Source organism: Oleiphilus sp. HI0086 (assembly GCF_001635225.1).
The window spans coordinates 1-17,856 of sequence record NZ_LWFZ01001040.1; the positions used below are offsets into that span (position 1 = coordinate 1).

The 17,856-nt window shown below is 45.9% G+C and carries 17 protein-coding genes; 7 read left to right on the forward strand and 10 right to left on the reverse strand.

Features of this window, described 5'->3' with window-relative positions; genetic code table 11:
- The first annotated feature begins 140 nt into the window (after window positions 1–140).
- Complete coding sequence (locus A3756_RS18510; protein ID WP_068554225.1) at window positions 141–701, forward strand: bifunctional 2-polyprenyl-6-hydroxyphenol methylase/3-demethylubiquinol 3-O-methyltransferase UbiG; 561 nt, start codon at window positions 141–143, stop codon at window positions 699–701.
- A gap of 178 nt (window positions 702–879) precedes the next feature.
- Window positions 880–1,488 carry a Yip1 family protein gene (locus A3756_RS18515; protein WP_068554227.1) on the forward strand — a complete coding sequence of 203 codons (609 nt, stop codon included), beginning with the start codon at window positions 880–882 and terminating at the stop codon, window positions 1,486–1,488.
- A 77-nt stretch (window positions 1,489–1,565) separates the two neighbouring features.
- Here A3756_RS18515 and A3756_RS18520 read toward each other — a convergent pair whose 3' ends face one another.
- The 10 genes from A3756_RS18520 to A3756_RS18565 all read right to left on the reverse strand — a co-directional run bounded on the left by A3756_RS18520 (window position 1,566) and on the right by A3756_RS18565 (window position 12,898).
- Window positions 1,566–3,245: a hypothetical protein gene (locus A3756_RS18520; RefSeq protein WP_068554229.1), complete on the reverse strand. Its 1,680-nt coding sequence runs from the start codon at window positions 3,243–3,245 to the stop codon at window positions 1,566–1,568.
- A gap of 86 nt (window positions 3,246–3,331) precedes the next feature.
- Window positions 3,332–5,215 carry an alkaline phosphatase PhoX gene (locus A3756_RS18525; RefSeq protein WP_068554231.1) on the reverse strand — a complete coding sequence of 628 codons (1,884 nt, stop codon included), beginning with the start codon at window positions 5,213–5,215 and terminating at the stop codon, window positions 3,332–3,334.
- A 170-nt stretch (window positions 5,216–5,385) separates the two neighbouring features.
- On the reverse strand, window positions 5,386–6,276 hold the full coding sequence (gene hflK, locus A3756_RS18530) for a protease modulator HflK (RefSeq protein ID WP_068506873.1): 891 nt from the start codon (window positions 6,274–6,276) through the stop codon (window positions 5,386–5,388).
- On the reverse strand, window positions 6,260–7,159 hold the full coding sequence (hflC, locus tag A3756_RS18535) for a protease modulator HflC (RefSeq protein WP_156490593.1): 900 nt from the start codon (window positions 7,157–7,159) through the stop codon (window positions 6,260–6,262). The genes hflK and hflC overlap by 17 nt, the downstream gene beginning before the upstream one ends.
- 25 nt (window positions 7,160–7,184) lie before the next feature.
- Window positions 7,185–8,849, reverse strand: a complete 1,665-nt coding sequence (locus A3756_RS18540) for a cation diffusion facilitator family transporter (RefSeq protein WP_068554235.1) — start codon at window positions 8,847–8,849, stop codon at window positions 7,185–7,187.
- Between the two features lie 416 nt (window positions 8,850–9,265).
- Complete coding sequence (locus tag A3756_RS18545; protein ID WP_068506877.1) at window positions 9,266–9,823, reverse strand: DUF3299 domain-containing protein; 558 nt, start codon at window positions 9,821–9,823, stop codon at window positions 9,266–9,268.
- A gap of 10 nt (window positions 9,824–9,833) precedes the next feature.
- Window positions 9,834–11,096 carry an FtsX-like permease family protein gene (locus A3756_RS18550; RefSeq protein WP_068506879.1) on the reverse strand — a complete coding sequence of 421 codons (1,263 nt, stop codon included), beginning with the start codon at window positions 11,094–11,096 and terminating at the stop codon, window positions 9,834–9,836.
- Window positions 11,093–11,866 carry an ABC transporter ATP-binding protein gene (locus A3756_RS18555; protein ID WP_231875572.1) on the reverse strand — a complete coding sequence of 258 codons (774 nt, stop codon included), beginning with the start codon at window positions 11,864–11,866 and terminating at the stop codon, window positions 11,093–11,095. The genes A3756_RS18550 and A3756_RS18555 overlap by 4 nt, the downstream gene beginning before the upstream one ends.
- Window positions 11,835–12,431, reverse strand: a complete 597-nt coding sequence (locus tag A3756_RS18560) for a DUF2796 domain-containing protein (protein WP_068554238.1) — start codon at window positions 12,429–12,431, stop codon at window positions 11,835–11,837. The genes A3756_RS18555 and A3756_RS18560 overlap by 32 nt, the downstream gene beginning before the upstream one ends.
- 65 nt (window positions 12,432–12,496) lie before the next feature.
- On the reverse strand, window positions 12,497–12,898 hold the full coding sequence (locus A3756_RS18565) for a hypothetical protein (RefSeq protein WP_068513298.1): 402 nt from the start codon (window positions 12,896–12,898) through the stop codon (window positions 12,497–12,499).
- 182 nt (window positions 12,899–13,080) lie between these two features.
- On the opposite strand from A3756_RS18565, the gene A3756_RS18570 reads away from it, so the two are divergent.
- Genes A3756_RS18570 through A3756_RS18590 form a run of 5 tightly spaced genes read left to right on the forward strand, consistent with a single transcriptional unit; the run spans window position 13,081 to window position 17,843 of the window.
- Entirely contained in the window at window positions 13,081–13,806 is a 726-nt protein-coding gene (locus A3756_RS18570; protein ID WP_068513301.1) for a MotA/TolQ/ExbB proton channel family protein, read from the forward strand.
- Window positions 13,796–14,191: a biopolymer transporter ExbD gene (locus A3756_RS18575; protein WP_068513304.1), complete on the forward strand. Its 396-nt coding sequence runs from the start codon at window positions 13,796–13,798 to the stop codon at window positions 14,189–14,191. The genes A3756_RS18570 and A3756_RS18575 overlap by 11 nt, the downstream gene beginning before the upstream one ends.
- A complete protein-coding gene (locus A3756_RS18580) occupies window positions 14,188–14,583 on the forward strand; it encodes a biopolymer transporter ExbD (RefSeq protein ID WP_068513307.1) in 396 nt (131 codons plus the stop codon). The genes A3756_RS18575 and A3756_RS18580 overlap by 4 nt, the downstream gene beginning before the upstream one ends.
- Window positions 14,580–15,449 (forward strand): energy transducer TonB, encoded by an 870-nt coding sequence (locus tag A3756_RS18585; protein WP_068513311.1) that lies wholly within the window; start codon window positions 14,580–14,582, stop codon window positions 15,447–15,449. The genes A3756_RS18580 and A3756_RS18585 overlap by 4 nt, the downstream gene beginning before the upstream one ends.
- Before the next feature lie 9 nt (window positions 15,450–15,458).
- Window positions 15,459–17,843, forward strand: coding sequence for a TonB-dependent siderophore receptor (locus tag A3756_RS18590; protein ID WP_068554240.1), 2,385 nt, complete (start codon window positions 15,459–15,461; stop codon window positions 17,841–17,843).
- Window positions 17,844–17,856 lie beyond the last annotated feature (13 nt).

Here is a 17,856-nt window from a genome sequence, read left to right on the forward strand (position 1 = left end):
CCCTTGATAGCACGAAGGTTTCAGACAAGTTTTCAGCAGCCTTTCCTATCACTGAATATGTCTGGCTACTTGAGGGCGAGAATTAAACCCTCAGCCCTTTTATTCTTGTTAGCAAGCCTACTCACTAGAAAGAGAAGACCATGAAAGAAGACCAAGCTCGCTGGAATAAGCGCTTTAGCGAGCGCCCGATGATTCAAGCGAAAGCACCCGCTTTTATCGAGGAGGCTTTAGACCAGCTCCTACCCGGCAGTGTGCTTGATATTGCCAGTGGCGACGGTGCAGCAGCCTTATTCCTAGCCGCGAAAGGCTTTACTGTATCGGCTGCCGACATATCAGAAGTCGCCCTGGATCGACTGAACACCTTCGCACAAGAGAAAAACCTAGAAGTAAGCACTTATACCTTAGACCTCGATCACCCAGAACAACTAAACGAGCTAGAGACGTTTGATAACATCGTGATGACGCACTTTAAACCAGCGCCTCATTATTGGCCCCTGTTCATCGCACTGTTACGCCCCGGTGGAAAGTTACTTTTGAGCACCTTTAACCTCACCCATCATGAGAAAAACGGCTTTTCCCGTCGCTTCTGCCTAGAGCCAGGTGAACTCAGAAATATAAACGAGCACCTGGAACTCGAGCATTTCGCCTCCATTCAACGAGGTGAAAGTTATATGGATGATTATCTGTTTCGCAAAGTGTAAGCCTTCCTACGCTCACTCAAAAGCGGAGTTCATAAGAACAAAGGGGAAGTACACGTCGTTTTTTAAGTGCAAAGAGATCTAAGCTTCTGAACCCTGACTGGCCTATAATAAAACTGTCTAAGAAATAGACAGCGCAGTAACTCCTAAAAAACAATAATGATCAATAGAGGTTTACCGTATGTTATTAAGTCATGTCCCTGGAATGTTCACACACCCCGATGAAGAGTGGGAATCAATAAGAAAAGAACATTCAAGCCCGCTTAAGATGGCCGCCTATATCTGCCTTCTCGCCTTGATTGCCCCAGTATGCGCCTACATTTCAACCACTCAATATGGTTGGCAAGTGGGTGAAGGCCAGTTAGTTTACCTTTCTCAATCGAGTGCAATGACGCTCAGTATTTTGACTTATGTCGCCATGGTCGCGGGCATTTACTTTATTGGCTTTATGATTGACTGGATGTCTCGCAACTATGGCAGTGGCCATGATGAGTTTGCCGCGAACGGAATAGCACTCGTCGCTTACTCCTGCACGCCTCTGTTCCTAGCTGGTTTAGCACCACTGTACCCAGAGCCTTGGGTGAATGCTGCTATTTTCCTCGCAGCAGCGGGTTATGCAGCTTACCTGATGTATGACGGTTTACCTCATGTACTGAAGATATCCCAGGATCAAGCCTTCTTCTTTGTCGGTGCGATATTAACAGTTTCTCTGGTTTATCTGGTGACAACATTAATCGGCACCGTCATTATTTGGAGCATGGGCGCTGGCCCAGAGTTTGTCACGCGTTAAAGGGCAAACACTAAAAAGGAAATACCAAAACGCAGAAGGGGACTTATATTAAGCCCCCTTCTCATTTCATATGCCACTTACCACTGCAAACGAATATCTTTCATACGCTGTTTATCTGCTGGTAGCGTCGGCGCAGTATCCGGGTCCACTTCCTTATAAACATTTGTCACCGGCGTAATGTTCGCGTCTCGACCATGGATAAAGTCCTGGTCAGCAACAATGGTCATGTAGGCTTTGTTTAAATCAAGTGCTCGACGAACAGAAGGCGTTAGCAGCTCATATACATCGGCGGCAACCACCTCTTCTTCCTTAACTGTCCCGTCTTCATTAAACCATTTCTCTAGCATTTCACCGTTCTCACGAAACTCATCGCCACCACCAACTCGCTTTAGGTAGTCCAGGATTTCACCTTCGGTATCACCCATTACCGGCGCATCTTTCATGCCCTTCAAGTTAATATAGCCCCAACCTTCAGAGCCTGTAACCTTCCGTGGAAATGCAAAAGTCTGATCTATCGTACTGCCAATCGAGGTATGACAACCCATGCAGAAGTTATGTTCTTCATAGCTTTGTCTACGCATTGAACCGTCGGCATTTTCTATGAAGCCCAGAATCATCCAGCCAAAGCTGTTATCAAGCCCATGATCACCACGATTGATATACTTCGGCAATATTTCATCAATCTTTTCTTGTCGCTCGTTGCCATACATGGAAATCAAATCAGGCTCATCAAACAATTTGAATTTGCGCATGTAACGCACTTCCTTCATTCGTGGTGACACACCTATATCACCATCAGCTGACACGCCTACATAACGAACAGTATGAAGGAATTGAACACCTTCAGGGTAAAGCATTGGTACGACCGCTACATCAGACGCTTGCCCCACATAGAAAGCGGGTCTATCGATTTCGTAAATCACACCAAGGTGACCATCATTATTCAAGTCGGTACAAAATACGCGCTCATCAACTTGTGGCAAGGATACTGAATCCAGGTTTTTAATCGCCGCTTCCATAATCGCAAGGTTAGCTAAATAAGTATCTCGTGAATAAGCACTGGTATCGTTAGTACAACTCTCGGCAGCCGCTCTGAATTCTTCAGGTAAGCGCACCATTACGTCATCTGTAGAGCCATTTGTTGGCCAAAAGGTGCTAGGTTGAGGTTTGTAATTAAATGCGACCCAGTAGCTGCCGTCTTTGGCAATGCCTTCGTCGTCAAAAGCATCTGCGCCTTGCTGTAAATTTACAAGTTTTGGGATAGGGCCTTCCCAATCCGAACTTGCTTCTAATTGCTCAATTAAAGGCGTGTAGTTATCCGTATTAATGTAATCAATAACCTCTTGATCTGAGATCTGACCAACCTTTTCAGTCTTATCTTCAAACAAGTTCTTCCAATGATTGGTCACCCCAACATCAGAGAAAGCATATTCTGCCTGTAATACGCCATCGGCCATATAGTTTGTGCTGGAGCCAAAAGGATGTGTCTGGTGACAAGCCATACATGGATTGTGCTTTGCTTCATGTTTGGTATAACACTGAGGAGGGACAATCGCTTCTTTGTTATAGGTAATGCCATCTTCCGTCGCACGAAGCTGACCTGATGTTCCCTCATTAATCTCTGTCGGGAAATTAAGACTCGCTAATAGCTCTGTTTCAGCATCAGGGTCATTTTGTGTGTTGCTCTTGCTCGTATTCGAATCACTGCTACAAGCACTCATCAGAACAAGTAAGGCCAATAGGTTAATATATTTCATAAGAATTTCTTTAGTGTCTGAGAAAAAAGGAGGGCAACAATTCGCCCTCCCCTTACAGTACTCTTAGAGTACTAACTTAATGAAAACTACAGTGCTGGATCTTCATATACCCAGATAACATTGTTTTCATGATTCCCAGTATCTTCACCAATCAATAGACGACCGTCGTCCATTACAGCTAGGTTATCCGGGTTAGAGATATTGTTAACACTACACTCATTCACATCACGATCAGAGTAGTATGGGCCACCTACAATTGCAGGAACCATAGTATCAACGTCTACGTTGCCAGCGTTTTCTTTCAAGGTCATACGATATACCACACCGCATGGGCCGTGAGTGCCGTCTAGCTGGATATCACCTTCATCATCAGCCATTGTTTTGTCAAATGATGACATAGCCATATACATGTAAGCCTGATCACCATCAGCAGCACCAGCATTCCACCAGTTATCTGCAAGACCATAGTTGATAACAACACCTTCCATCTTACGGAACTCACCCGTCGCGCCCAAAGCAACAGCTGCTTTACGGCTCTCTAGGAAAGCAGGACGGTCATCAGTAAAGGGATCAGCTGCAACAGAACCGCTGCCATCTAGATCCTGAGAAAGCTTAGCTTCAGCCCAATCATTGATTTGCTGATCAGTAATATAGCTTGGGCTAGCAAGTGTGCCCGCATCATATTCAGCAATTGCAGCTTCGATATCAGCTTCAGCACCGTGCGCAAGCTCAATCCACTCAATTGCAAAAGCAGCTTCAGAAGGATCGCTAACACCATTCGTCTGAGTGACTTTCGCAGCGTATAAAGTACCAGAGCTCATATCACCTGCTGCATCAGCAACAAACTTGAAGAACACAACACCCGTTCCGTCATCACTCAAGAATACTGTTTTCTGGTCAGGCATCACTACGCTGTTTTCGTGAGAGAAGCGGCCTTGAAGCTCAAGTTTATTTAGTTCTACGTTTGCAAGCGCTGGGTCTGCAGCAGTGCTAGACGTACCGACTTCAACAATGTAGCCATACTTGTACGGGTTTGGCCATGCACCAGAACCGTCAGTTGGGTAACCCAAGTACTGAGCAAGTGATTGAGGGTTGCTGAAGTATTGATATGATTCATCAAACCAATCAGCCGTGTCATCAAAGTAAAGCTCTTCTGCTGTCAAAGGCGTGCCCCAAGGACTGACAGTACCGAAGCAGTTTACCCACGTTCCATCAACTGAAGAGAAATCTAACATACCTTCAAGAGATATATTTTGGTAACCCGTCTCACCTGCGCCAAGGTTGCTTAGGTTCATACGGCTCATGCTTCCTGGGCGGTCTTCCCAGTTAGTGTATAGGTAGAAGCCTGTACCACCGTCAGAGATAACACCGTTAAAATCCGGGTCATTAGAGCTCTTAATCAGAGTCGTGCCATCGGCAGCAAGAATATCACCCATCTCATTGCCATCGACCAAAGTATCTTCTTGCTGAGCAAGAACTTGATAACGACCTGTTGCTGTCATAACCACTTCTTTATCAGCAGTTGCAATTGGCGCATCCAAGGCAGCAAAGTTAGCCGGGAAGTTATTGAAGTCTTCACCAACAACAACACCTACAGTGCCCTTGTCAAAAATCTTGCCGTCTGCGTCAGCAGTTGTATTTGAAGAACTTGGGTGCTGAACGTTTAAGAATAATGTGCCATCAGTATTTAAGAACATACCGGTGAATTCTGCACCAACTGGCGCTGTTGCATAGCGCTTTAGCCCCATAGGAATATAGTTAGAAATACCATCGCTACCGTCTGCACCATCAGCGCCATCTGTACCGTTAGTACCATCAGTACCATTCGTTCCATCAACACCTGCTACACCAGCTGCACCTGCAGCACCCGCCTCACCATCATCACCATCTTCACAGCCTGCTAGCGCTAAGGTTGCAAGAAAAATGGCCGACACTAAAGGTCTTTTTGTAAACTTAGAACTCACACTCATCGTAACTCTTCCTCAAATAAAAAATCTTAGAATAGATGTTTTTTGCATGCGAAAGTTTGCAGAGCGGAAGTGAAAGTTTAGTGACATTTATGTGAATTAAAAAATACGGTTTCATCAATATAGAGCAGAAAAACCACATAAAAACGCACCGCGCCACTTGCGTTATAGCGCTATAACGCGGGCACCACAATTAGTCGAGATTCACTTAATAGAGACTTAAGCGTTATTAAGCGAGATTGCTGCATCACCCAGTCTGGGTTCTTGCGGTATTCGTTCAGATTACTAATAAAGCTGGCACTGGCACCTTCGGCTTTCTGTATTTCTTCTTCGATTGTCGCTTTGGCAGATTGATGCAAGGCATTGGCCTCACCTCGCGCTTGAGCCATTCTAGAGTTTCTTATGCTTTTCTGCTCCTGAACTCTTTTTCTTTTTTCCGTTCTCGCGATCGTTGCTTGATCAAAATTCTTTTTAATAGAACCGGGAGGCTTCAGCTTTTTAATTTGGATCGCAGTCAACCTGATACCTAAATTCAAGTCCCGTGCCTGCTGTTGAATGGAGTTCTTTAGATAGCTTTGAAATTGAATTCGACCCGTTGTTAACAAGTCGTTAATTGGTTTGCTGGCGATATATTGGATCACCTCAGCGGATGATACTTCAAATAGCAGCGCTTCAGGGTCGAGCGCCTGCGTACGAAAGATGCCAGGCTCCTCTATGGTATATTGAAGTATCAGACTGACCTCCAATAAGTTCTGATCACCCGTTGTCAGTTCCCGCTGAATTGGCGCCGATGTTTCCTCCACCATGTTCAGTTCCATTGAGCGTACCGAAGTCGCCTGTATCTTCTCTACCGTCTCCATGGGCCAAGGTAAATGATAATGCATGCCAGGCAAGACCTGATCGTCGACTATCTTTCCGAATCGCAATAATATTCCACGCTGCTCAGGCCCTACAGAGTAAAAGCCACTTAAGAGATATATCAACGGCAAGAGCCCTAAAAAGATCACCCACAAGACATGCTTATTTGATGCGAGTATATTTCTTAAATCACTTAGCATATGCATCTGACGCTCCGGGGCTCTCCAACAAGCGCTGGACGAGTGGTGACTCACTAGATAGAACCAAGGTCGTATCGTTGCCCATCATGTCTTTGTATAAATCCATGCTTTTTCGAAACTGATAGTATTCGGGGTCTTGGGCATAAGCCTCGGTAAATATTTCGGTTGCTCTGGCTTCCCCTTCACCCAACATGGTTTGCGACTCTCGATGCGCTTTAGCCAAAAGCTCACGTACCTCTCGTTCAGATTCAGCCTTAATTTTTTCAGCCTCTTCAGTACCTTCGGCACGATAGCGAGCAGCAATACGTTTTTGCTCTGCAATCATACGGTCATAGATAGCCTGAACATTTTGCCTAGGGAAACCAAAACGGTTCGGGCGAATAGCAAGCACTTCAATACCGTAATCCTGTAAGGCAACCGGAGCACTATTTGCAGTAATTTCCTCAAATATGCTTCGCAAACTGGATTTGTCAGGCCTTGTAGAGAATATGCCACTCAAGGTCGCATGACCTATTGCAGCACCGATATTAGACGTCACCAGATCGGTCAGCCTCGATTGGGCGACTTCGAGATTACGCAAACTACCCAGAAAAAGCTCAGGCTTTGAAATTCGCCATAAAGCGAAGCTCTGAATCACTAAATTTCGACGATCGCTTGTCACATATTCAGATGCAGGTAGCTTAAGTAACTGCATTCGCTTATCCATAAATACCTTGGTCTGAATAGGCGCAGGCAATTTAACCGTTAGCCCTGCTTGAGTGATGGTGCGAACAGGTTTCCCAAACTGCATAATGACGGCAGCTTCATTTTCTTTCACCACTACCAGACAAGTCGTCAGCAGGTAGACCATGATTATCAGGACTCCAAGAATCCAGGAAATTCTTTTCACACTCTTAACCTCATGTATTAGAAAGTTAGCGACGATCGTTTTGCGGTAACCATAATCGAAGCTGCTGATTGGAAATCTTTGGGTCTATCACTGTAAGTTGTTTACCCTTAACTTGTTTTGCCAAGTTATTTTGACGGCTCTGATAATGAAGCGCTTCGGTTTGGTTCTGAAATAAACTTTGCAAAGGCAAGTATCGATTGATATCTCCCTCGGCACGCTCTATTTGTTCTGTCTTCGTTGCTTGAGCACGATTAACTTCTCCTAAGGCTTTTGCATTGGCATTCGCCAAATCTTCCTGGCTTTTGGAGTCAGCACTCAATTTAGCCTTTAGCATCTTTTGATAAGCATTGAATCTTTTCCAGTGCGAATCGACGACACTAGGAGGAGCTTTAATAGATTGGATATGAGAGCGAATGTAACGAAGTTCCAAACCGGAAGCAGATAGGTCTTCACGTATCAGCTTATTTAGTCGACTCTCTAAAGGCTTTCTCGGCCCATTAAGTAAAGTCAGGTACTCGTTCTCTGCCGCAAGCGTAAGCAAAGCAGATTCTGCATAGCCGCCAAGAATATCCTTTTGAACTGCCGGATCGAGCAACAACTGATGGTAAGGTTCCAGCGAGAAGTGCAGCTTTAGATTAATATCGACCAGGTTTTCATCACGGCTTAGGAAGAACTCTCCTTCGCCTTTCACCTGAGGACTTTTTCCATCAATTTTGTTTTGCCACAGACCGCTGGCAACAGAACTTTCTTGCTCTATATTCTTACGGGCACTATCGGTATCAACACTCAAGATATTACTGTCTTGAAGAATGACTAGCCCTCCAAGCGGCCAAGGAGCCTTATAGTATAAACCTGGAGACAAGTGCTCATTATCAAAATGATGCAGGAGGTGGCCATAAGCAACGTGCCCGTGAGGTACGATACGAAAGCCACTGAGTAAATAAGCAGTGCCCAGCAATGCAGCAAATATCGCCAGGTTTGCAGGTTTTCTAAGCTGTTTAGAATGATGCTGGAGGTGCTGAACCGACGGCATATCCATCAGTTTATCCATCAACGATACTTGCTTCAGCTCTGCACCGGTAAGCAAACTCTTAATACCCGAAATCAAAAGCTCAAGGCCGGCTATCGTAACCATCACAGCAATAATCACTGCGACAATCTCATCGAGGTAGATACCTATCATTGTACCTATCAATGAAAGCAAGACCGCAATTGAAGAAAATACATCGAGTTGACTATGATAACCATCCGCCACCAGAGCCATGGATTTAGTTTCTTTACCTACCCAGGTTTTTAAACGAGACATTAACCAAGCAATCGCTATACATAACAATATACCTACGATGCCAACCCATAAATGTTGTAAATCTTCTGCCTCTTGGGATTTTATTTCCTGAATAATTTCTACCGGAACGTAAAGAATCAAGCAGGACATTATGATCGCCAGAATAGATTCCAGCTGATGCGCTTTTTCTTCAGAAATGGATAAGCGCCCTTTCTCGACAGAAACGCGAATACAGATGCCACAAAGTAAGGTAAGCGAGACCAAAATATCAGACAGGGAGTGATAAGCGTCAGCAAGTAGCGCTGTACTGCCTGTTATCCACGATGTTACTAACTTGATGGCCGTTAATATCAAGTCTGCAACAATAGCGATTAACGATGTACGAATTCGTCGATCTGAAAACAAGAGGGTCACCTAGTTCAAAAGAGAAGGTGAGTCTCTCAACTAAATGTGACAATTTTGTGTCAGTTTATTTGGAGTCAGAGTAGAACGGCACTTGCTTAAGCATATTTTCAATCTGAATACATGTTTATCTATAGGGTGCAATTCAGATTAAATAAGAGCCATTCATTTAAGGGCCCTTCTTTTGGTTTTCTCCGTGCAGACCATCGGCCGCTCTGTGTCCTTTGTGGTGGATTCATTTTTGGTGTCTTGATCTTCAAGATTAAGGCCCTTAACCACAGAGGGCACAGAGCGCTTTGCTGCACAGAGGAATAATGTTTTTCTAGGCACCCACTGTAAAAAAGTGAAATTCAGTTTAAGTAAGTGCCATACCGCCCGGAGTAAAAACTGGCGTTCTTACTCTGGGCCTAAATATCTATTTAATACTCATAAACCTCGGTGATGGCATCAGTCATGTGGTAGCCCGCAGTCGCAAATTCAGTCATCGACAACTTCGCCTTCATTACCCCACTTACCCAGACAGGCGTCCAAAATTCACTAGTCATTAAGGGCTCTTTTAAAGTCACATAAACGATCTGATTTTCAGGAGGCGGCGGTACATGAATGCAAGCTCCTACATAGGGTACCAGCAAGAATTCCGACACCGAGTCAGCGGTGAATTTGAGAGGAATAATATAACCCGGAATCTTGAGTTTCTGTTGATCAAGAGATTTCACGACTGGTGCAGGCTCCTGAACCTGAGCAGGTATTGGGTTTAGGTCCCCATCGTAAGCCTGCCCCTCGAATGACTCACCTTCAAAGGCGCCGCTTTCGAAAGACTCTCCTTCGAAAAACTCCTGCTCTTGTGGCACCGGAGGCTCCCAACCTTCGGGCATTAAATCATCCCAGGATATCTCTTTATACGTGTCTTTCCCTATTGCAAAAGCAAGCGGAGAGACAACAAGCAACACAACTAAAAGCACTCTTAGTAGCTTCATTTACTTTCTCCTAAAGTTTGATCGACATGCCGTCAGCTAAAGATTGTTTATAGGCTCGATAGCCCGGTATACAGCCGATTAACAAACTCATACCGACGACCGCTGCCACCAAGGCAAGCTGCTCAGAACCGAAGCTAGTCAGCGATATCGTTAAGCCATAGCCTTGCAATAAAGATTGACTCATCAATACAGCACCGAAAAATACCGCCAACCCTAGCGCACACCCAAGCACTGCAAACAGCAAGGACTCTGAGGCCAGCAGTACAAATATCTGGTTCGGCCGGCAACCTAAAGAACGGAGAATCGCAATTTCGCGCCGACGTTCATTTAAACTGCTAAGAATACCCGTTAATAAGCCAACGAAGCTATTCAATAAAACGAAGACTGCAATAATCAGCAAAGCCTTTTCGGCCACACCAATTAACTGCCACAATTCCCCCAAAGCAAGGCCTGGCAATACAGCTAATAAGGGTTCTTTTTTGTATTTGTTTATCGCTCGCTGGATACGGAAAATTTCCATTTTCGACTTTAAGCCCAGCATAAATGCCGTGATTTGTTTTGGTTGAAGATCCATTTCTAGCGTTTGTTCTGCAGTGACCTTGTTCCGAGATTGTGTACCCGACTGCCAATCAATATGTAATGCTTCAATACCTTCCAAACTAACATGAATCGTTCGATCAACAGGCGTGCCTGTGCGGGCAAGTATGCCAGTTAGTATAAAAGGTTTATCATCATGCCGGGAGAACCCGGTATCGTTAACACCGTGCGCCAAGGTCAGCTGATCACCAATTTTATAGCCTAAGCTTTCCGCAATCTCAGCACCAATCACCGCATCATAAACCCCGTCAAAGTGCTTCCCTTGCTCGAAGTCCAGCCCTCTGTCATCAGCAAAGCGGTAGTGTTTGAAATAATCCTGCGTGGTGCCCATCACTCTATAGCCTTTGTGAGAGTCCCCAAGTGAAATTGGAATAGCCCAGGCAACCGACTTGTGTGAAGAGATTTTTTGATAACTATCCCAGCCGATATTGTTGGTTGCATTGCCAATACGAAAAACGGAATACAATAACAACTGCACCGAACCACTTCTCGCGCCGACTAATAAGTCTGTGCCTGAAATCGTATTGGTAAAACTATGCTTAGCCTCTTTACGCACCGTATCGACACTCAGTAATAGAAAAACGCTGATACAAATACTAAACAAGGTTAAGCCACTGGTAAATTTCCGGTTGAGGATACTTTTCAGCGTTAGCTTCATCAGCAGTGCCCAATTCATAACACGGCCTCCTGCCCTTTATTTGAAGACTGTTCGCAAGCGCGGTTGAGTTCGCCTAACTGAATACTGCGATCAAAAGCGGCTTCCAGGCCAGCATCGTGGCTAACAAACAATATGGTCGCACCACTTTGCTTACACTCTTCTAGTAGTAACTGAATAAAGTGTTCACGTGTATCGGCATCCAATGCAGAGGTCGGCTCATCGGCAATAATGAGTTCCGGCGAGCCAATCAAGGCCCGGGCGGCGGCGACACGCTGCTGTTGGCCAACGCTCAAATCAGATACTTTTCGTGTCAGCATGGAGCGATCATTTAGCTGAAGCTGCGATAACAAGCGATAAGCTTCCTCTTCCAGGCTGCCCGACTTTGCTAATACTCGTTGAGTACGCAACTTAGAAAATTTACATGCCAGTGTGATATTTTCAATTACCGACAAATAAGGAATCAGGTTAAAAAGCTGAAAGATAAAGCCTATATGATCAGCTCTGAAGTGGTCTCGCCGGCTCTGACGCAGCTTGCTAATATCCGTCCCCAAAACCTCGATACAACCCGCATCAGGTAGGTTGATCCCACCTATAAGGCTTAACAAGGTCGTCTTCCCTGTACCACTCTCCCCTTTAATAAAGACACCTTCGCCACTAAGCACTTCAAACTTGGGGATATCGAGAACATCCCGCTGGCCCGAAGGCCAGCGGAAGCGTAAGTTGTCTACTTTCAACAGTACTTGTTTAGCATCCATATTAGAACGTAATACTCGTTTTACGGTGATCAAGCTCCTGTAAGCTCTGACCTGCGCTTGAAATAACCTGTGCTTCAACCTCCTGAAGAGAATTGAAGAGTTCAAACAAGCTAACCTTTACATCTTTCAGTGCCGCGATATTTTTACACTCGAAATGATACTCAGCTTCAAACTCACTATGTGATGCTTCGTGGTGATCATCATGTTCATCGTGATGCTCGTCATCGTGGTCCTCATGATGCTCGTCATCATACCCCTTATGCGCTCCTGACAATAGCGCAGAAGAAACCGTTACATGCTCCAATTCGCAACCAGCACTCGAGCTCAATTGAAATAAGCGCTTAGCATCTTTAAGAATGCCCTCAGCTGCTTCGACTTTTGCCTTCTGTTCAGCGGTATTAGGCTGGTGTTCAAAACCAACAATATTCATCGCAGGTGACTTAAACACCATCTGCAACTCGTCCTTTTCCTGAACCACCGTCAATGTTGCATGACCATGTTCATGGGCTTCATGCTCTTCTTCAAAGGCAATCGCTACACGACTAGAAAGGGAAATAACTAAACAAACAAATAAACACTGAACCAGGTAGTTCTTCATACATAACTCCACATTAAAACGCTGTGCTGACGCACAATAAAATAATAAGACTTTAGAAATAAAAACTAAGCCTTAAAAGGTGGCGCTCTAGCGAGAAAGCTAAGGTGTGTATGGTTTGATTCATCCTGCTGACCGGGCCGTTTATAGCTAAGGCCTACAGAGACTAAACCGGAAAAGACATCACTCGGTACACAGCCAGTAAGGGAAGAAACAATCAGACAAGCTTCACACAAAGACTCAAATGCATGCTCAGTAGCAAGCTCCTCATGGTCTTGAGAACCACTGGAATGCTGATGATGAACATGATCGTCATGACTTAGCAGGTAAGGTGCAAAGCTGCTCTCCACGTGCTTCGCGGGATTATCCAAACGAAGATGTTCACTTGCATGAAACATGGCAAAGCTCGATGCAAAGAGCATCGTAAGGGCCAGGAAGTAGTGAAATAAAGCACGCAAGGGTTTAGTCATGCCAGCATTCTAAACAAACACTACAACAATTCAACTTTTGATATTTGGGCATGGAGCCCCCTGCCGACCAACGAGGGGCTCCTCAGCAGATAATTCTCCCGTCATAACACCTCTATTGCAATGCTTCATGATAATCATTATCATTTGCATTATTAATAATGATTTATTTGGAATCCCCCCACATGCAAGCCGAAATTACTCCCAACCAAGCAAGTAACTTGAACGCTAATATGCTTGACCCTCTGATTGAACTATTGAATATCGGTGGCCCAGTCGTCTGGATTCTTCTTGCCCTTTCGGTAATATCCCTGTCTATCGTTTTGTTGAAATGTTGGCAGTACTTTTCGGCGAAGGTCGAACAAAGTGCAGAGTTGGAAGCCAGCTTGTCCGCATGGGAACAAGGCCGTTATGACGAGGCACTCAATACCTTAGACAATAAGCAAGCCATTCCAAAGCTAGTTCGTCATGCCATGGATGGTCACCTAGCCAACGAAGATCAAAACATTCTTGAGCGAGAGCTGACACGCCAAGCCAATCAAATCATCATGGACTTGCGCGGATTGCTGAAGCCATTGGAAGTCATTGCCACCTTAAGCCCATTACTAGGTTTGATGGGAACCGTGCTTGGTATGATTGAGGCCTTTCAGCAAATGCAGTCAGCCGGATCCAATGTCGACCCCGCTGTACTCTCAGGCGGTATCTGGCAAGCCTTGCTCACCACAGCCGCTGGCTTAGCCGTCGCTATCCCCGTTGCGGCAGCTTATGCCTGGTTTGACCGTCGAGCCGAGCGTGTTGCCCATCACATCAATGACTCGGTAAGTCGTGTCTTCACTAAGTTCTCTGCGAACAACACCCCTACCAACGACAGCCCTACCAAGATGGTGAACGAGACTCTTCATGTTGCTTAAGGTTCAAACAAAACCTAAGAACCTCGTCAGCCTAACGCCACTCATTGATGTGGTGTTTATCCTGCTGCTGTTCTTTATGCTCACCTCTAGCTTCAGTCAATTTCGGCAAATTGAACTTGGGCAGTTATCTCAGGGCGCGCACTCAAGTGCAGAACAAAACCGCCTGTTGATTCTCGATAGGAATTTGCTCGAATTAAATGGCACCCAATACTCACTTAGCGATGCAGCTCTCAGCGAGGGCTTAAAGGATATTGCGATGCAGCAGAGCTCTCTTATTGTTGCGGCACTCAGCCAAGTTGATATCCAAAGTTTGGTGTCTGTTCTTGATTTTTGCCGTGCTCAGGGCGTGAGCAATCTCAACCTTGCCGAGTCGGTATCGCGATGAAGCTTATTCATATCGAAGCGTCCAAAAACAATAGCCTTAACCTGGACGGCAATATGGTCCCTGCGATCAATATCGTCTTCTTGTTATTGATCTTCTTTATGGTGGCCGGTCAGATTAAATCGCCAAGCAAGAGCCTGGAATTGCCCAATTCACAAAATGATCAGAAAGTGGACGCGAAGACGCTGGTACTGGAAATTCATGCAAATGGAGAATACTTACTGGAAGGTGAGCAAGTTAATGACGAACTTAGCAAAGTGTTTTCTGATCAGACGATCACAGAACTGAGTATACGCATTCACCGCCAGCTTCCCGCTTCTGCATTAGACCCGGTGCTAAAGCTGGCACGAACTTACGGCATGGAAAGCCTGAGCATTCAGACGATTCAGCCATGAAGATAAAAAGTGCTCACATAACAACAGCAAGTCTCTTTGCGATCGCGCTCCACTTTTCCCTGGCACTAGCTTATAGCATCTATAGCTCGCCCTCTGCTATTGCCATGAGCGGAGCTCAACAAGCAGGTGAAGACGGTTTAATAGCAGGCTTGGGTCTGGCAGGAAGCTTTGTGGATACCAGTGCCGCGGCCTCAAGTGAAGAAGCACCCAACGAGCAAGTTCAAGAAGAGCTTGTCGATATCAAAGAAGCCCAAACACCAGACGAAGTCGCAGAAATCGAACCAGCGCTTGAAGCAATAGAAGAAACAATAGAAGAACCCACACCCGTCGAAACAATTGATCTGGAGAAGAAACAAGCAGATCTGCCAGCCGAGCTTGCTGCTCCTGAGCAGGTGGCTAAAAAGCTAGAAACGACTCAACCAGAAACTAAGCAAGCAGAAACAAAGCAGGCTGAAGACAGCAAAACTCAGGAAGACATATTTGATAGTAAACAAAACAGTCGAGCAACTATCAAAGCAACGGGAACAGGGAAAAGCACTACGACAGGAGGTAAACCAGCTATTCAGCAAACTTATCTTTCTCGTATTCTCGCCCATGCTGCGCGCCATAAACGCTACCCTCGAAGTGCCCGCCGAGCAGGCGTGACCGGCACTGTTCACGTTAATTTTTATCTAAAAACAAATGGTCGTCTAAAACGACCAAGGATTACAAAAAGTTCGGGAGACCCTCGCCTGGATCAGGAAGCTCTAGACATGCTGCTACGAGCTACCCCCTTTCCAGCGATACCAGAAGAATTGAGCAAGGACGGTCTCGACCTTACCTTGCCGATTGAATTTTCACTTAACTCATCCAACACGCTTTTTTAAGGAAGTATCATGTCTCACAACATTAATAATCCGGCCCGAGACTCGGAAACAAACCACACTGCACAAAACCCGAAAACTTTTTCTACGACTCGTTCTTCTGGAACATTAGCCCTGGCGATATCCGGTGCTCTAATGACGGGTATGGCAAGCGCTGAAGAGCCCACTCCAGAAAGCATCAAGCTTGATAAGCTTAAAATTGAAGAGTCTGTCACACCCGACACAAACCCTTATGCGACACCAGGTTCCCCTTACCTAGCGGAACGCCTTTCTGACCCTCGCCGAACAAGAACACTGGCTGAAACTCCGGCAACAATAAATGTTGTGACGACTACACAGGTCGCCGAGTCTGGCCGTAGTGACTTGCGCACTATTTTGGATGGTCAGCCTGGCATTACCCTGGGAACAGGCGAAAACGGAAATGCCTTTGGTGACCGCTATGTTATTCGTGGTCATGAAGCGCGCAGTGATGTCTTCGTCGACGGCTTACGCGACCCGGGCATGACCATTCGTGAAAGTTTCGCTGTTGAGCAAGTTGAAATCAGTAAAGGCCCTAGCGCGAGCTTTGCAGGGCGCGGCACAACAGGTGGAGCGGTGAACTCGGCAACCAAACGTGCAAGCACCGAGTATGACTTTGCGAAAGGCTCTATCGGTATCGGCACCGATTGGCACCACCGCGTCACGGCTGATATCAACCAGGTCATTGATTATGACACTGCCCTACGTGTTAACCTGCTTAAGTCAGGTGAAAATGTTCCCGACCGTGACCCGGCTGACCGAAATCGCGCCGGTGCAGCAATCTCACTATCTCACCAGGTAACAGATCAGCTAGAAATCGTTGCGGATGTCTATCATTTCCGAGGCGAAGATAGCCCGGACTTAGGTACCTACATAGATGGTGATACCGGCAAACCTGTTAAAGATATCCCTTCTTATGTGCAAGATGAGGACTTTCTGAAATCTGAAACCAGTACTGCAACGCTGCGTGTTGGTTATGAATTTAGCCCAACTTCGAGCATTGTGAATCTGACTCGCTACGGTATTACCGAGAATGGTTATGTTGCGACAGGAGCCCGAGGTACAACAGCTTACCCAACACTTGATGATGCTACGAATGATACCAATGGCTTTGAAACTGCTTCGTTAAGTACTCATCAAGGCTGGCAAGACGTTGATTATTTTGCCAATCAATTTAATTTTCTGACTACAAAAGAACTCGGCGAGACAGTTCATGACATCGTGATTGGTGTCGAATATACCGACCAAACGGTTATCAACGGCGTCTATAGCTACACTTCTGAAGGAGCCTCAAACTGCTTCACTTCAGGTCGACGTGGTGTTGGGGAAGGCTATTGTTGGTCAGACGAAAATGGTAATACCGCGACAGACCTCAATACATTGATTCAACGAGATATTGCCCAAGGTGATAAAGACTCAGATTGGAATGTTGAAACCCTTGCGCTCTATTTCATGGATACCGTCGAGTTAAGTGATAATTGGACAGCCTTTGGTGGCGTTCGTTACGACTATTACGACTACAGCACCTTCGCAAACTATGACCCGGATGGCCGAAGCGGGCCCTTAGAAAGTGAGTGGACTGAATTTGCTGACGACGGTGGCTATTGGAACGGCCATATCGGTGCCAGCTATCGGTTTATGGACAATGCAAACGTCTATGCCAGCTTCTCGACTGCAACCAACTTGAATGGTGGTGAGTCGGATGTAGGCACTAGCTGTGGCTATGGTGGTATCTGTGTCGATGCCAGCGACCCTCAATTAGGTGACCCGGAGAAAACACAAAGCATTGAGGTTGGAACGAAGTGGCAATTAAACGATGGCAAGTTACTTGCGACAGCCGCGCTATTCCGCATCACAAAAAATGATGTGATGGAGAGCCCCTCTGGCGATAGCTATAGCACGCTGGGCTCACTGAACACAGGCAAGAACCGAGTAGAAGGTATCGAACTTGGCTTAACGGGGAATATCACTGACAAAATCAGTATGGCTGCAGGTATTGCTGTGATGGATGCCGAAGTATTGGAATCCATTAACGAAGAGGATGAAGGAAAAACCCTAGCAAACTTTGCAGATACCTCTGCTTCGCTACATGTGAAATATCAGGCTACGCCACAATGGGCGATAGGTGGTACAGCCACTTATGAAGACGAGCGTTTTGTCGGCCAACCTGATACCGCAGCGAATGAAGAAAGAGGTATTCCAGGTTACACAGTCTTTGATGCCTTCGCGACTTACAAGCATAGCCAGGACCTAAGCCTGCGTCTTAATGTCGGCAACATCTTCGATACCGATTATTACTTGGCCGCTTACCGATCCGGCGCCTTTAATTACATCGGCGACCGTCGCAACGCACGCGTGACGCTTGACTTTAGTCTATAGCCTCTTGCACTAA

Bases quoted from the DNA above. Each gene is read 5' to 3' on its own strand.
- A3756_RS18550 (WP_068506879.1), bottom strand. From the start codon at position 11,096: ATGAATTGGGCACTGCTGATGAAGCTAACGCTGAAAAGTATCCTCAAC.
- A3756_RS18580 (WP_068513307.1), top strand. From the start codon at position 14,188: ATGAAGCTTATTCATATCGAAGCGTCCAAAAACAATAGCCTTAACCTG.
- A3756_RS18510 (WP_068554225.1), top strand. From the start codon at position 141: ATGAAAGAAGACCAAGCTCGCTGGAATAAGCGCTTTAGCGAGCGCCCG.
- A3756_RS18520 (WP_068554229.1), bottom strand. From the start codon at position 3,245: ATGAAATATATTAACCTATTGGCCTTACTTGTTCTGATGAGTGCTTGT.
- A3756_RS18570 (WP_068513301.1), top strand. From the start codon at position 13,081: ATGCAAGCCGAAATTACTCCCAACCAAGCAAGTAACTTGAACGCTAAT.
- A3756_RS18590 (WP_068554240.1), top strand. From the start codon at position 15,459: ATGTCTCACAACATTAATAATCCGGCCCGAGACTCGGAAACAAACCAC.
- A3756_RS18525 (WP_068554231.1), bottom strand. From the start codon at position 5,215: ATGAGTGTGAGTTCTAAGTTTACAAAAAGACCTTTAGTGTCGGCCATT.
- A3756_RS18515 (WP_068554227.1), top strand. From the start codon at position 880: ATGTTATTAAGTCATGTCCCTGGAATGTTCACACACCCCGATGAAGAG.
- A3756_RS18560 (WP_068554238.1), bottom strand. From the start codon at position 12,431: ATGAAGAACTACCTGGTTCAGTGTTTATTTGTTTGTTTAGTTATTTCC.
- A3756_RS18545 (WP_068506877.1), bottom strand. From the start codon at position 9,823: ATGAAGCTACTAAGAGTGCTTTTAGTTGTGTTGCTTGTTGTCTCTCCG.
- A3756_RS18585 (WP_068513311.1), top strand. From the start codon at position 14,580: ATGAAGATAAAAAGTGCTCACATAACAACAGCAAGTCTCTTTGCGATC.
- A3756_RS18565 (WP_068513298.1), bottom strand. From the start codon at position 12,898: ATGACTAAACCCTTGCGTGCTTTATTTCACTACTTCCTGGCCCTTACG.
- hflK (WP_068506873.1), bottom strand. From the start codon at position 6,276: ATGCATATGCTAAGTGATTTAAGAAATATACTCGCATCAAATAAGCAT.
- A3756_RS18575 (WP_068513304.1), top strand. From the start codon at position 13,796: ATGTTGCTTAAGGTTCAAACAAAACCTAAGAACCTCGTCAGCCTAACG.